General features: G+C 66.0%; 12 protein-coding genes. 5 read left to right on the top strand and 7 right to left on the bottom strand.

The features are described 5' to 3' along the window. Window positions 1–40: 40 nt before the first annotated feature. Window positions 41–1480 carry a 3-isopropylmalate dehydratase large subunit gene (gene leuC / locus M0D43_RS15620; protein ID WP_252162134.1) on the bottom strand — a complete coding sequence of 480 codons (1440 nt, stop codon included), beginning with the start codon at window positions 1478–1480 and terminating at the stop codon, window positions 41–43. Between the two features lie 120 nt (window positions 1481–1600). Here leuC and M0D43_RS15615 point away from each other — a divergent pair, with 120 nt between their 5' ends. Continuing rightward, entirely contained in the window at window positions 1601–2524 is a 924-nt protein-coding gene (locus M0D43_RS15615) for a LysR family transcriptional regulator (RefSeq protein WP_252162133.1), read from the top strand. A gap of 42 nt (window positions 2525–2566) precedes the next feature. On the opposite strand, the gene M0D43_RS15610 is transcribed toward M0D43_RS15615, so the two are convergent. Then, the gene (locus M0D43_RS15610) at window positions 2567–5569 is read right to left on the bottom strand and encodes a ligand-binding sensor domain-containing diguanylate cyclase (protein ID WP_252162132.1); all 3003 of its coding nucleotides are present in this window, start codon (window positions 5567–5569) and stop codon (window positions 2567–2569) included. A 217-nt stretch (window positions 5570–5786) separates the two neighbouring features. Between M0D43_RS15610 and M0D43_RS15605 the strand changes: the two genes are divergently transcribed. The 3 genes from M0D43_RS15605 (at window position 5787) to M0D43_RS15595 (ending at window position 8625) form a co-directional block, all read left to right on the top strand. Beyond that, the gene (locus tag M0D43_RS15605) at window positions 5787–6440 is read left to right on the top strand and encodes a TetR/AcrR family transcriptional regulator (protein WP_252162131.1); all 654 of its coding nucleotides are present in this window, start codon (window positions 5787–5789) and stop codon (window positions 6438–6440) included. Window positions 6441–6568: 128 nt separating this feature from the next. Next, on the top strand, window positions 6569–7225 hold the full coding sequence (locus M0D43_RS15600) for a protein-L-isoaspartate O-methyltransferase family protein (protein ID WP_252162130.1): 657 nt from the start codon (window positions 6569–6571) through the stop codon (window positions 7223–7225). 20 nt (window positions 7226–7245) lie between these two features. Continuing rightward, the gene (locus M0D43_RS15595) at window positions 7246–8625 is read left to right on the top strand and encodes a TolC family outer membrane protein (protein WP_260807350.1); all 1380 of its coding nucleotides are present in this window, start codon (window positions 7246–7248) and stop codon (window positions 8623–8625) included. A 271-nt stretch (window positions 8626–8896) separates the two neighbouring features. Here M0D43_RS15595 and waaA read toward each other — a convergent pair whose 3' ends face one another. Further along, window positions 8897–10213 carry a lipid IV(A) 3-deoxy-D-manno-octulosonic acid transferase gene (gene waaA, locus M0D43_RS15590; protein ID WP_252162128.1) on the bottom strand — a complete coding sequence of 439 codons (1317 nt, stop codon included), beginning with the start codon at window positions 10211–10213 and terminating at the stop codon, window positions 8897–8899. Between the two features lie 76 nt (window positions 10214–10289). Between waaA and M0D43_RS15585 the strand changes: the two genes are divergently transcribed. Further along, window positions 10290–11210: an LpxL/LpxP family Kdo(2)-lipid IV(A) lauroyl/palmitoleoyl acyltransferase gene (locus M0D43_RS15585; RefSeq protein WP_252162127.1), complete on the top strand. Its 921-nt coding sequence runs from the start codon at window positions 10290–10292 to the stop codon at window positions 11208–11210. 55 nt (window positions 11211–11265) lie between these two features. Here the strand turns inward: M0D43_RS15585 and M0D43_RS15580 are convergent, their stop codons facing one another. From M0D43_RS15580 to M0D43_RS15565, 4 genes are all read right to left on the bottom strand, one after another. After that, complete coding sequence (locus tag M0D43_RS15580; protein ID WP_252162126.1) at window positions 11266–12600, bottom strand: O-antigen ligase family protein; 1335 nt, start codon at window positions 12598–12600, stop codon at window positions 11266–11268. Further along, a complete protein-coding gene (locus M0D43_RS15575) occupies window positions 12581–13693 on the bottom strand; it encodes a glycosyltransferase (RefSeq protein WP_252162125.1) in 1113 nt (370 codons plus the stop codon). Before M0D43_RS15575 ends, M0D43_RS15580 begins: the two co-directional genes overlap by 20 nt. A gap of 10 nt (window positions 13694–13703) precedes the next feature. Beyond that, entirely contained in the window at window positions 13704–13901 is a 198-nt protein-coding gene (locus M0D43_RS15570; protein ID WP_014504522.1) for a zinc-finger domain-containing protein, read from the bottom strand. 104 nt (window positions 13902–14005) lie between these two features. Continuing rightward, complete coding sequence (locus tag M0D43_RS15565) at window positions 14006–14272, bottom strand: hypothetical protein (RefSeq protein ID WP_252162124.1); 267 nt, start codon at window positions 14270–14272, stop codon at window positions 14006–14008. Window positions 14273–14320 lie beyond the last annotated feature (48 nt).

Genomic DNA, 14320 nt, shown 5'->3' with positions numbered 1-14320 from the left:
TGGGGAATAAGCAAAGCAGGGAGCGGGACTTGGCGATTCCCTATTCCCGATTCTCGATTCCCTGCAGGCCACGCACATCGACAAAATGCCCACTCACCGCCGCCGCAGCGGCCATCGCCGGGCTAACCAAGTGCGTGCGGCCACCGGCGCCCTGGCGGCCTTCGAAGTTGCGGTTGGAGGTCGAAGCGCAATGTTCACCGCTCCCCAGCTTGTCCGGATTCATCGCCAGACACATCGAGCAGCCCGGCTCGCGCCATTCAAAACCGGCGTCCAAGAACACTTTGTCCAGGCCTTCAGCCTCTGCCTGCGCCTTGACCAAGCCTGAGCCGGGTACCACCAGCGCCTGCTTGATGGTGGAAGCGACCTTGCGGCCCTTGGCCACTGCGGCGGCGGCGCGCAGGTCTTCGATACGCGAGTTGGTGCACGAGCCAATGAACACGCGATCCAGGCGGATATCCGTGATCGGCTGGTTGGCCCGCAAACCCATGTATTTCAGCGCGCGCTCGATCGAATCGCGCTTGGTTGGGTCCTGCTCGGTGGCCGGGTCCGGTACGTACTGATCGATCGCCAGCACCATTTCGGGGGAGGTGCCCCAGCTGACCTGCGGTTTGATGTCTTCGGCGCGCAGTTCCACCACGGTGTCGAAGTGTGCGTCCGGGTCGGACACCAGCGTGCTCCACAGCGCGACTGCCGCATCCCAGTCGGCGCCCTTGGGCGCGAACGGGCGACCTTTGACGTAGGCAATCGTCTTGTCGTCCACCGCCACCATGCCCACGCGCGCACCGGCTTCGATGGACATGTTGCAAATGGTCATGCGGCCTTCCATCGACAGCGCGCGGATCGCGCTGCCGGCAAATTCCAGCGCATGCCCGTTGCCGCCGGCGGTGCCGATCTTGCCGATCACCGCCAGCACGATGTCCTTGGCAGTCACCCCGAACGGCAGCGTGCCTTCAACGCGCACCTGCATGTTCTTCATCTTCTTTGTAATCAGGCACTGGGTCGCCAGCACATGTTCAACCTCGGAGGTGCCGATGCCATGCGCCAGTGCGCCCAATGCGCCATGCGTGGAGGTGTGCGAATCGCCGCAGACCACGGTCATGCCGGGCAAGGTGGCGCCCTTCTCCGGGCCGACCACATGCACGATGCCCTGGCTCACATCGTTCATCTTGAACTCGAGGATGCCGAATTCGTCGCAGTTCTCGTCCAGCGTCTGCACCTGCAGGCGCGACACCTCGTCGGAAATCGACTCCAGCCCACCCTGGCGCTCGGCGCGCGTGGTCGGCACGTTGTGATCGGGCGTTGCGATATTGGCGTCGATGCGCCACGGCTTGCGCCCGGCCAGGCGCAGTCCTTCGAAGGCTTGCGGCGAAGTCACTTCGTGCAGAATGTGGCGGTCGATATAGATCAGCGACGAACCATCGTCACGGCGTGTGACCTCATGCAGTTCCCACAGCTTGTCGTACAGGGTCTTGGCAGTCATCGCGGCAATCCGAATGGCGGATGGTGGGTGCGCCCACCTGGCTGAGGTCGATGCTAGGAGCTTGCCTTGGATTACGCAAATTCATATTGTTTATTCAAGAAATGAATTTTAGGAATAACAATGGACCTGGCGAGCCTCAATGCATTCGTGGCGATCGCCGAAAGCGGCAGCTTCTCCGCGGCCGGTGAGGCCTTGCACCTGACCCAGCCGGCAGTGAGCAAACGCATTGCCCTGCTGGAGGCGCAACTGTCGGCGCGCCTGTTCGACCGCCTAGGCCGGCAAGTGGTGCTGACCGAAGCCGGCCAGGCACTGTTGCCGCGCGCGCAACGCATCCTGGCCGAGCTGCAGGACACCCGCCGCGTGCTCGAGCATCTGGGCGCGGCGGTTGGCGGTCGTTTGAGTCTGGCCACCAGCCACCATGTGGGTCTGCACCGCCTGCCCGTCTTGTTGCGCGGTTTCGCGACACAACATCCGCAGGCGGCGCTGGATATCCAGTTCCTGGATTCGGAATTGGCGTACGCGGCGGTGCTGCGCGGCGAGGTGGAACTGGCGGTGACCACTCTGGCGCCCGACACGCGCACACCACTGCGCGCGCAGCCGATCTGGCATGACCGCTTGCAGTTCGTGGTTGCGCCAGATCACCCGTTGGCAGCACTGTCCGAGGTGTCGCTGGACGATGTGGTTGCACACCCGGCAGTCTTGCCGGATCCGGGCACCTTCACCCATCGCATCGTCGCCAACCTATTTGCCGAACGCGGTCTGGCGCCGAGTTTGCGCATGACCACCAATTATCTGGAAACGATCAAGATGTTGGTGTCGGTGGGCCTGGCGTGGAGCGTCTTGCCGGAGCGCATGATCGACCATCAGATCATGGCGCTGCCACTGGCCGATGTGGCGTTATCGCGTGAGCTGGGTTGCGTCACGCATGGCGGGCGCACCTTGTCGCGTGCTGCGCAGGCATTTGTCGCGTTGTTGCGAGCGCAGGCGGATCACGCGCAGGGGGCGCGAGGTGTGCAGCGTGTCGCACATGGCGGCGACCGATGACCTCGGGCCCGCGCTCGGCACGCTCCGCAATCGCGCACCATCCTAGGGCCCGATCAAGCGATCCCGGCCCTGTCGCTTGGCTTCATACAGACGACCATCGGCCAACGCCAGCAATTCGCGTCGGCTCGGCGCTTCGTCGCTCATCGCCATGCCCATGCTGGCGGTACAACGCACGGGCGTGCCTTGCGCATCAACCTCGATGTCGGCCAGTCGCTGCCGCATCCGCTCGAACAGCGCGCGCGCCTGTGCCGCATCCAGCCCGGTTGCCGCCAGCAGGAATTCTTCGCCACCGTGCCGCGCGGCGAAGCAGTGCGCCTGATCCTGCTCGCTCAACGCCTGGCCGATGGCCGACAGCACCGCATCGCCAACCTCGTGACCGTAGTTGTCGTTGATGCGCTTGAAGTGGTCGATATCCATCAACGCTAGCGCCAGTGCAGCGCCACCTGCATGCGCATCATCGAACCATTGCTGCAGCACGCGCTCGGCTTCGCGTCGGTTCGGCAAGGTGGTCAGCACGTCGTGGCTGGCGCGGTATTCCAGCTGGCGCATCAACGCTTCGCGTTCCTGGCTGGCCTGCTGCAGCGCCAGGTTCTTGTCGCTCAGTTCGCGCGTACGCCGGTCGATGACGGTATTGAGCTGGCGCTGACGCCGGCGATAACTGGCGGTCCGCCACAGATACAACCCGTAGACCACGCTGGCCAGGCCAAGGATGCCCAGGCCGATCACTTCGCGCTGGCGCCACCACGGCGGCGCCAGCGCGATGACCAGGCTGGCTTCGCCCAACAAATCGCTTTGCCGCCAATCCACCGGCAGCGACATCGCCTGCACGCGGAAGTGGAAGCGACCCGGCGGCAGATTGGTGTAGACCGCTTCGCTGGTGCTGTCAGCATCCACCCAATCCGGATCGAAGCCTTCCAGTCGGTAGCGATACCGCACCTTGTCCGGGCCACGGAAATTCAGCCCGGCATAGCCAATTGCAAGACGCCGGGTCTGTGCACCGAACCGATGCGCGCCACTCAGCGGTTGCGCCATGCCATCGACCAGCAGGCGCTCGAAGACGATCGGCACGCGATGGCCTTGCAAGGCACCCACCCGTGTCGGGTCAATCACGCCCAGGCCTGCAGCGGTGGGAAACAGCAACTGCCCGGACTGGGTCAACCAACCAGCAGGTGCGCTGCTGCCGTTGCCCTGGTTGCTCGGCATACCGTCGCTGCGGTCGACCACTTCCACGCTCAGTTGTTCGCGCGTGCCCGCGTCGATCTGGTCGAAGTTCTTGCGTGCGATGCGGAACACGCCGTGGTTGCTCGACAACCAAAAATAGCCGCGGCCGTCGTCGATCACCCGAAACACCTTGTCGCGTGGCAGCCCGAACCGGTGGTCGTAGACATGGAAGCTGTCACCGCGCAGACGCAGCAAGCCGCGATCGCTGGCAATCCACACATCGCCGGCGGCATCGCGCAGGAAGTCGAATGCGTTCTGGCCGGGAAAATCCTGCTCGCCAAGCCAGGCGCGCGTGCTGCCGTCCGGCGACAGCGCGGTCATGCCACGATCGGTGCCGATCCACACGATGCCCTGCGCATCGCGGTATAACCCATGCACCGAGCCGTCCGGCACACCGTCGGCGGCGGTGTAGCGGCGCGCCTTGCCATTGCGCCAGCGCACCAGCCCGGCCGTGGTGCCGATCCACAGGTCCTCGCCATCCGGCAGCACCGCACGCACCGACCTCGACGGCAGGCCATCGGCCGCGCCAATGCGCACCAGCACGTGGCCTTGCGCGTCCAGACGTACCACGCCCTGGCTGTAGGTGCCGGCCCACACGCCGCCATCGCCGGCATCGGCCAGCGCCAGCACCGACTGCTCAAGCACGCGCCCACCGTCGCTGGGCGACAACGACACGCGACTGATGGTGCCGTCGCGCCAACGATCCAGGCCAACGGCATTGCCCACCCACACGGTGCCGTTGCCGGTCTGCAGCACACAGCGCACGTAGTCCGAACTCAGGCCTTCGTCGTGGGTGACGCCGTGTGCAGCGCCTTCGGCAACCCGGAACAGCCCGTGCGTGCTGCCGACCCAGATCAGGCCTTCGGCGTCTTCCAGCAGCGCCGGGCTGGCGACGCCGGAAATGGCGATCTGCTCGTCCGGGTCGTCCGGGCCGCTGTGCACCACCAGCATTCCCGAAGACAGACTCATCCACAGGTGCCCGCGGCGGTCGAGCAACACTGAATCGACGCGCTGGCCCTGGCGGAAACGCTGCAGGCCGCCGCCACGGCTCCACCACCACACGCCATCGTCGCCGGCGACCAACAGGCCGCCCTGACGGTCGCTGGCCAGCCGCCGCACCGGCGCGTCGCGCATCCCGTGCACCCTGCCCCAGGCCGCAGCCTGGCCATCATCGCGCGGCAGACGATACAGGCCGACCTCGGTACCAACCCACAGGTCGCCGCCCTCGTCGGCGGACAACGCCGTGATCCGCGCACGCGGCAACCCGGCCTGGCGACCGATATCGACCACCCGCCCATCGCCCTCGATGCGGTACAGCGTCTGCGGCGTGCCCACCCAGAGCGCGCCATCAGCGCGCCGCAGCAAGGCGCTCACCGCCAGATGCCGCGCCGAGGCGCCGCCCAGCTGCTGCCAGTGGCCGTCCTGATAGTGGTAGACGCCGTTGAACGCGGTACCGAACAGCATGCCGCCGGTGCTGTCGCGTGCCACCAGGAACACTCCGCCCAGCTCGACGCCGGGAGTGTTCTGGCGGTCGTACACGGTGAAGTCGCGCCCATTGAAGCGCGCCACGCCTTCCCAGGTGCCCAGCCAGATCAGCCCGTCTTCGCCCTGGGCCACGGCGTGCACCAGGTTGTGCGGCAGGCCATCGTCCATGGTCCAGCGCGTGACCGTGTGGTACGCCGTGCGCTTGAGTGCCTGCGCGCCGGCTGGCCAGGCGCCGAGCACTGCGCAGCACGCCAGCAGCCACGACAACGCGCGCCCGATCCGCCGCACGCACGTGCTGCGAACGCAGCTTGTATGCGCATGCGGACCACCCCTTCCCACGCTCCCCGTCCCCTCGTCCGTATTCGCTGGAGATACCTGCCGGTATGCACTGGCAGGTCTGCCGCAAATCTATCACCGGGGTTTTTCCGCTGCCTTCGGTGGATCCCTGACAACTGCCGGGAGCTCCATGACACCGGGAGCCAGACAGACGGAATCGTTAACGTAGCGCGTCGACGCCGAGTATAAATATAGAACCCGATGGTCTAGTATTGACGGCATGTCCAGCTCGCCCCCCCTCAACTCCAAAGCCAAGAGCAACGGCCCCGGCCGTCCCAAGGACCTTGGAAAGCGTGCCGCCATCCTGGGTGCCGCCCGCACCATGTTCATGGAACAGGGCTATGCAGGGGTCAGCATGGATGGGATCGCCGCGCAGGCGGGCGTCTCCAAATTGACCGTGTACAGCCACTTCGGCGACAAGGAGAGCCTGTTTTCCGAGGCGATCCGCGCGCAATGCCAGCACATGATGCCGGACGACCTGTTCGACCATGCCCCCAAGGGCGCAGTGCGCGACCAGCTCACCGAGATCGCCCATGCGTTCTTTGCCATGGTCAGCACGGAGTCGGCTATCTCCACCCACCGCATGATGATGGCGCCCGGTACCGGCGACGTGCATATCCGCGAGATGTTCTGGGATGCGGGCCCCAAGCGCACGCAGCGGGCGCTGGCGGATTTCCTGTCCGCGCAGGTAGCCGACGGCCAGTTGGAGATTCCGGACGTCGCGCGCGCCGCGTCGCAATTCTTCTGCCTGCTCAAGGGCGAGCTGTACGCCTTGATGATGTGCGGCCTGCACGGCCAGCCCACCCGCGCGCAGGTGGATGCGCACATCGACACCAGCGTGGACTTCTTTTTGAGGGCATATGCGCCGCGCTGAGGGCCACCGGCCTTTGGTGGCGATGACTTCCGGCACTGCGCCGGATGGCAGCGCACGGCGATGCTAGATGCGCCAGGTGCCTCGCGCACCGGTAAAATGTTTGCCCCACCGCGTTGGATAACCGCACCATGACGATCGATTTCACCCAGGCCCGCGAAAAGATGGTCGAGCAGCAGATCCGGCCGTGGGACGTGCTGGACCTGCGCGTACTCGACGTGCTGGCGCGCCTGCCGCGCGAAGCCTTTGTGCCGGAGGCATACAAGACGCTGGCCTATGTCGACGTGGAAATTCCGCTGTCGGCCGGTCACAAGATGATGAAGCCGGTCGTCGAAGGCCGCATGTTGCAGGCGCTGGATCTGCAGCCGGGCGAAGACGTGCTGGAAGTGGGCACTGGCAGCGGCTTCGCCACCGCCTGCCTGGCCGCGCTCGCGCGTGAAGTCGTCAGCCTGGAGATCGACCCGGCACTGGCCGCCGCCGCGCGCGCCAATCTGGACCGTACCGGCCTGGGCAGCAATGTCCGTATCGAAACCGCCGACGTGTTCGGCTGGCAGAGCGAGCGTCGCTTCGATGCCATCTGCGTGACCGGCGCGGTCGATACGCTGCCCGTGCAGTGGCTGCAGTGGTTGCGCCCGAACGGCCGGCTGTTCGTCGTGCGCGGTCACGAACCAGTGATGGAAGCGGTGCTGGTCCGTGGCGACGTCAACGCCCCGCGCATCGAGTCGTTATTCGAAACCGACCTCGCCTATCTCCAGGGCGCCGCACCGACGCCCCGATTCCAATTCTGATTCCCAAGGAAGCTTCCCCGATGATCCGCCGATCCCTCGTCCTGGCCCTGGCTGCCGCCCTGTCTCCCATGGCTGCGCACGCCACCGACCTGCTGCAGGTCTACGAAATGGCCCGCAACGGCGATCCGCAGCTGGCCGTGGCCGAGTCCACGCGTCTGGTGAATCGGGAAGGCCAGGTACAGGCGCGTGCGGCCTTGCTGCCGCAGCTGGACGGCAGCGCCGGCTACACCCAGTCACATCGTGAGCTGGAGGGCGTCGGACGCTCCACGACCAAACAGCGCCAGTACGCAATTCAGGGCAGCCAGACCATTTTCAATTGGGCGCAGTTCTCCAACCTGCGTGCGCAGCGCGAAGTGGCCAAGGCTGCAGATTTCACCCTGGCATCGGCCAACAACGATCTGATCACCCGTACCTCGGCGGCGTATTTCCAGGTGCTGGTGGGTATCGAGTCGCTGGCGGCAGCCGAGACCAACGAAGCGGCAGCAAAGAAACAGTTCGACTACGCCGACAAGCGTCTGGAAGTGGGCCTGGCGCCGATTACCGACGTGCACGAAGCCCGCGCTCAGTACGACCAGGCGCGCGCCGACACCATCAATGCCCGCAACACGTTGAAGGATTACTACCAGGCACTGACCGAGCTCACCGGCCAGCCCGTGGTCGGCTTGCGCGCACTGCCGGAAGAGTTCCGCCCGGAAGTACCGGCCGCCTACAGCAATGTCGATCAGTTGGTCGCCACCGCCATTGCCGATAACCCCGCGTTGAAGGCGCAGCAGTTGCAGGTCAGTGCCGCCGAGGCGCAGGTCAGTGCCGCGCGTGCTGGCCATTTGCCCACTCTGAGCCTGGGTGCCAATGTCGGCCGCAGCAACAGCTGGGGTGGTCAGGGAACGGTCGATGAGGCGGCAGGTAACTTCACCACCGCAGGCCGCAACATCGATACCGATTCCATCGGCATCACGCTATCGATTCCGATCTTCGCGGGCGGTGCAACCCAGTCGGCCGTGCGTCAGGCACTGTCGCAGCGCGACATCCAGCAGGACACCTACGAGCAGCAGAAGCGCGCGCTGGATCGCAACACGCGCAACGCCTACCAGACTGTCGTTGCCGGCATCAGTGAAGTGGAAGCCCGCCGTCTGGCGGTGGTGTCGGCGCAAGCCGCCTACGACGCCTCGCAAGTGGGTCTGGAAGTGGGTACGCGTACCGTACTGGACGTGGTGCAGAACCAGCGCACGCTGTTCCAGGCGCAGCTGAACTACGCGCAGTCGCGTTACAACTTCCTGCAAAACCGTCTGCTGCTGGGCCAGGCGATCGGCAAGCTCGACATCACCGACTTGCAGGATGTGAATCGCCTGCTGTCGCAGGATGCCGAGTCCAAGCTGCAGGGCAGTGGTTCACTGCAGTAAGACCAGCTGGATGCACATAAAAAAGGCGGGCCCAGGCCCGCTTTTTTGTGCGCGGTGAGGTCGCATGCGCGTCTTTTGTGGCGGCTGCTGCAGGGACGTTCGTGCGGCGACAGCGGCCGCTACGACGTTGGCTGCCAGATAAAGGCGATGCAACCAAGCTCGCAGCAGTCACCGGCGCACACTCTCACTGCTAGTGCAATGACCGCTGCAATCTGGCGACAAGCATCAGCGAGATCGCAATGCGGTCAGCAATGCACTGACCACGACCACCTCACGCCGCAGCGCCCTCGCTGGCCACCGATGGCAGATCCGGGGCGATCTGTACCAGCGTGCGGGCCACTGCGCCCTTGCCGTTGGCGACCAGTGCCAGGCCTGCGGTGGCCATCGCCTCGCGCTGGGCAGGGTCGCCGAGCAGGCGCGCAAGATCGTGATACACGCTATCGGCATCTTCGCAGATGGTCACCGCATCGGCCTCGCGCATGCGCCGCGAAATCTCCGAGAAATTGTGCAGATGCGGGCCGGTGACTGCCGGCGTGCCGACCGCCGCCGGTTCGAGCAGATTGTGCCCGCCGATCGGCTGCAGACTGCCGCCGACGAAGGCCACCTGCGCGCACGCATAGAAGCTCATCAGCTCGCCCAGGGTATCGATGACGAAGACCTTGTCGCTTGCCTGTGGCCATTGCTGCGCCTTGCGTGTGGCAACGCGCCAACCGCGCTCGCGTGCCAATGCCTCGACCTTGGTAAAGCGCTCGGGATGGCGCGGTGCCCACAACAGCAGCAACTCCGGAAATTGCAGCAGCAAACGTGCGTGGATGTCGGCAACGACGGCTTCTTCGCCTTCGTGCGTGCTGGCGGCGATCCACACTGGGCGCGTGGCCGGCACGTGCATGCGGAATTGCGCAACCAGTGCCTGCAATTGCGCCGGCGCGGCGATATCGAATTTGAGATTGCCCAGCGCGATCACCTGATCTGGACGGGCGCCCAGCGTGATGAACCGCTCGGCATCGTCCTGCGACTGCGCAGCCACGCAGGTGACGGTTTGCAGCGCGCGACTGATCAACGGTGCCAGCAGCCGATAGCCACGCAGCGAACGCGCCGACAGCCGCGCGTTGAGGATGTACACCGGAATCTGGCGGTCGCGACAACCGAACAGCATGTTCGGCCATAGCTCGGTTTCCAGGATCAATGCCAGACGCGGGCGGAAGTGTTCGAGAAACCGCCCCACGCTGCCCGGCACGTCGTACGGCAGATACACATGGTCCACCGCATCGCCCCACACCGCGCGCACCCGCTCGGAACCGGTCGGGGTGATGGTCGTGATGACCCAGCGGATATCCGGGCGCTGCGCACGTAGCGCATTGACCAGCGGCGCGGCCGCATTGACCTCGCCCACCGACACCGCATGCACCCACACCCGCGGACGCCCGCAAGCGTGCGTGTAGGACGCGTAACGCTCGTTCCAGCGATTGAAGTATTCGCGCACACGGAAACCGCGCCACACCAGGTGGTACACCGTGACCGGCAGCAACAGGTAGAGCAGCGCCGAGTACAGCCCGCGCAACAGCCATTCGATCGGGTCTTTCCGCATCGGTGCAGGATACGGGAGCCTCCGCGCGTGCGCATGTGCACGCTGCCCGCTGGGCGCAATCCCTTAGAATTGGCGCATGTCCGAGTCCGCCAACGTCGCCGTCCGCCCCTCCCTGCGCAACCCCAAGCACTGGCCGATGTATCTGGGCCTGGCAGTAATGGTGGCGGCCGGGCGCCTGCCGTGGACCCTGCAGCGTGCAATAGGCCGCGGCGTGGGTTGGATTGCGATGCGCCTGGCCGGCACGCGTCGGCGCGCGGCCGAGGTCAACCTCACACTGTGCTTCCCCGAGCAGGACGACGCGTGGCGAGCACGGCTATTGCGCGACAGCTTCGACGCACTGGGTGTGGGCCTGTTCGAGTTCGCGCGTGCCTGGTGGGGCAGCATCGATGCGATTCGCCCAGGCGTGCAGATCGAAGGACTGGAGCATCTACAGCAGTTGCAGGAACAACAGCGCGGCGTACTGCTGGTGTCTGGCCACTTCATGACACTGGAAATGTGCGGGCGGCTGTTGTGCGACCACGTGCCATTGGCCGGCATGTACCGTAGGCATCGCAACCCGGTGTTCGAGTGGGCGGTCAAGCGTGGACGCTTGCGCTATGCCACGCACATGTTCGCCAACGAGGATCTGCGCGCCACCATCAAGCACCTCAAGCGCGGCGGTTTCCTGTGGTACGCGCCGGATCAGGACATGCGCGGCAAGGACACCGTGTTCGTGCCCTTCTTCGGGCACCCGGCCTCCACCATCACCGCTACCCACCAATTGGCGCGGCTGACCGGCTGCGCGGTGGTGCCGTACTTCCATCGGCGCGAAGGTGGCCGCTACATCCTCAAGATCGCACCGCCGCTGGCAGACATCCCCTCCGACGATGTGATCGCCGATACCACGCAGGTCAATGCGGCGATCGAGGACATGGTGCGCGAGGCGCCGGACCAGTACCTGTGGATCCATCGCCGCTTCAAGCGCCAGCCGGGCGGGCGCAGCGAATTCTATCGCTGATGTCGGCGGGTCTCACGCATGCGCTCTATGCAGCAGCGCAAGGATGTGAGGCGAATCAGCCCATCGGCGGCTGATCTGCGTCGTCGTTGAGCAAGGCGCCGGCATACAGCCCGGCCAACATCAGGCTCAGTGCGCCCCAGAAGCTGGAATAGAACGCCAGATGCGTGTTGAGCGGAAAGACCGTGGCCACCAGCGCGATCATCGCCGGCCGCGCCTGCTCGCGCGCGGCCACACTCGAATAGCGCCACGCGCGCCACGCCTGCGCCGCGCCGGCCAGCCACAGCAGCAAGCCGATCACACCGGTCTCGGCCAGGATTTCCAGCACGATCTGATGCGCGTGGAAGGCCGGGCCATCGCCCCAGGCCGACGCCTGTGCAGGCGCCGGATTGCAGGCCGGATACGCCTGTCGAAATTCGCGCACGCCCACGCCGTTGAGCGGATGCGCGCGGATCATGCACAACGCCGCACCCCAGATCTGGGCACGCCCGGACAAGGCCTGATCCACGCCTTGTTGGCCATTACCGAATGCCAGCGTCGTGCGCTGGATGCGCTCGCGCGCCTGCGGCGCCACCGCCACCACCGCAACGGCCAACAGCGCGCCGGCCACTGCCACGGCCAGCAAGCGACGCCCGCCCAGCAGCTGCCAACCCGACAGCAGCACGATCACGCCATAGGTCATCCACGACGCGCGCGAGCCTGCCAAGACCAACACGATGCCGACCGCCGCCGCACCGACCGCCCAGGTCCAGGCATGACGCCGCCCCAACGCCAGCAACAAAAACGGCGACAGGCTAGCCAGGGTCTGCCCGAATTTCAGATTGCAGGGGCCCAGTACGCCACTCAGCCGATCCACCAGCGCCAGCTCCTGGGCCGTACACATGCCATGGCCGCTGATCAGCTGTTTGATCTGATCGAGCCCGAAGAACAACGGGCTGCTGCCGAACGCCGCCTGCAGCAGCGCATCCAGTGTCCACACCGCGCCGATCACCGCCAGCCCGGTAAAGGTGCGACGGCGACGCTGCGCATTCGCAACCGCGATCGCGCACAGCCACATGAAAGGTAGATAGCGCAGATCGCTGGCCGACTTGCGCAGCGCGCGACCGGCATCCATCGCATCGAACGCGGACACTATCTGCGGCAGCCAGTACGCCAGAAACAACACGCTTGTCAGCGCCCAGGCCGCACCGCTGAGCAGGCGCGTGCCGCCCCGAAAGCGCGTGTGCAGCAAGCGGTACGCCGCGAGCAACGCACCGAGCGATAACACCGTTTCCGCCAAGCCGGGCATAGGCCATAGCGCCACGAACAGAACTACCCACAGCGGCGCCCAGCGGCCGGCATCGGGGGTCAACACCGGCGCCTGCGGGAGGGTCTCAGCGGCGGAGTTCGTCATAGACCTTCAAGGTGCCCATCTGCATGGCCTGCAACGTGTAGGGGAGGACGGCCGGCGCTGTCGGCGCGTGCTGCAGCAAATGCAGCGCCTGTGTACGCAAGGCTTGGGCATCGAAGGCGGCAACCGCGCCACTGGGTTGCAATTCGGCGAGCAATTCGCCGACACCGCCGTGCGCCCAGCCGAGCACCGGGCGGCCGACCGACAGCGCCTCCACCACGGTACGGCCGAAAGCTTCCGGCTTGCGCGAGAGTTGCAGCACCAGGTCGCTGGCGGCATACGCTTCGGCGATACGGGCAGTGGGCTCGGTGAAGGCGACTGCGTCGGCCACCCCCAATCTCGCGGCCTCGGCTTCCAGCTCGCGCACATAGGCCTCGCGCCCCGGCTCGCGCGCGCCGGGCAACCACAAGAACGCCGGCACGCCGGCAGCACGGACATCGGCGAGCAGCTGCAGACCGTCGGCGTGCCCCTTCAGGCGTGTACCGCGCCCCGGCAGCAACAGCAGCGAGGCATCGGCAGGCAGGCCAGGCAGCAGGGTCTGCGCCCATGCGCGTGCATGGCGGTCCGGCCGCAGCCGGCGCGGGAACTGTGCAATATCCACCCCGCGCGGAATGGTGCGCAGGCGCGCGGGATCGGTCTGCGGGTAGTGCGTGCATACGTAATCGCGCACCGTCTGCGACACGCAAATCACCCGCTCGCCGTAGGTCATCACCGCGCTGTAGCGGCTGGGCGAATTGAGCCCGTGCACGGTGGTGACCAGGCGCGGCCGCGTCGCCTCGGGCATCCCGCGCAGCGCGTACCACCCCAGCCAGGCCGGCAGCCGCGACCGTGCGTGCACGATGTCGGCCCCGAGTTCGGCGAACAAGCGGCGCAAACCAACCACATGCCGCAGCGTCAGCAGCGACTTGCGACCGATATCCAGGGTGAGATGTTCGCCACCCACATCCAGCAGCGGCTGCACCAGGCGGCCGCCGGCCGACACAACCACGGCGCGATGACCGGCGCGCACCAGGGCGGCAGCGATTTCCAACGTGGAGCGCTCGACGCCGCCGGACTGCAGCGCCGGCAGCAGTTGCACCACGGTCAGGCGGTGCATCCGGCCAGGATCAGTCGGCGAGAACGAACAGCGCGCCGCAATACGGGCACTTGGCTTCGCAGTTGGGTTCGTCTTCGATCGGCAGGTACACCCGCGGATGCGAGTTCCACAGCGCCATCTGCGGCGTCGGGCAACTCAGCGGCAGGTCGCCGCGGTGCACGGTGTAACGCGTTTGCGCATTGGCGGGCGCGGTGGCGGTCTGGCTCATGGCGTACATCGCAAGCGGTGGGGAACGGCCAGTATTCTAGCAGCGCTGGCCGTTGCAAGAGCGGCTGCGGCGCCGATCGGTGCCGCAGCACGCCGCTTGGCGCCTCACTCGTTCCGCTTGCCGAAGTTCGGCTTGATCGGATCGGCACGCATGCCGGCGGACTCCACTCGCCTGGCGGGATCGCAGCGCGAATCGTGCTGGCTGCGCGCACCCGTTGCGCCAGCCGGCGCCACCGGGCCATCGTCGTTGCCCACCAGGCAATCGGCAGGCGGGGAAGATGCGCCCGCCGCATCCCAGTCGTTATTGGCGCAGCCCGACAACAGCAAGGTAGTCGCCACCGCCGCGCTCCAGACATCGGTCATCCTGTTCATCATGCGTTCTCCCGTTCAACCACGTGGACCAACCCGGCTTCTGAACAC

The organism is Xanthomonas prunicola (genome assembly GCF_025266575.1).
In the GTDB taxonomy this organism is placed as follows: Bacteria; Pseudomonadota; Gammaproteobacteria; order Xanthomonadales; family Xanthomonadaceae; genus Xanthomonas; species Xanthomonas prunicola.
This window is presented reverse-complemented; position numbering and strand designations above follow the sequence as displayed.